The following is a 309-nucleotide window of genomic DNA, read 5'->3' as shown; positions in this document are numbered from 1 at the left end:
GCTCGCTGAACCGACCCACCAACGCCTAAGCCCGAGTCGTTTATTGCTTGCTGATAAAATTGCTGATAGGTAAATTCTGCCAGAGCACTCTCCGTCGGCAGCTGTCCTGGGTGCTGCTGTATCCATTGCGCTCGAGCACTCTCCTGCTGGGCTGGGGTAAGTTGTGCAAGTTTCTCTTTCGCCGTTTTTGTCGCCAAAATCTTACCCTGTGTGTCAGCAATATTGGCCACTTGTGCGCTAATACTGCCGATTAACTGCGCTTCACGCAGACGGTTCTGTTCTTTTTCCTTATCAAATATCGGACTCAGG

Annotated in this window: 1 pseudogene; it reads right to left on the bottom strand. The window is 50.8% G+C overall.

Annotated features, from left to right (window positions below):
* Positions 1–309, bottom strand: a pseudogene (locus HGT73_RS14660) (hypothetical protein); the annotation flags it as partial.

Origin of the sequence: Rosenbergiella australiborealis (genome assembly GCF_018494035.1) — a bacterium.
Lineage (GTDB): Bacteria > Pseudomonadota > Gammaproteobacteria > Enterobacterales > Enterobacteriaceae > Rosenbergiella > Rosenbergiella australiborealis.
Note: the sequence above shows the minus strand (reverse complement) of the source record. Positions and strands in the feature narration are given on the sequence as shown.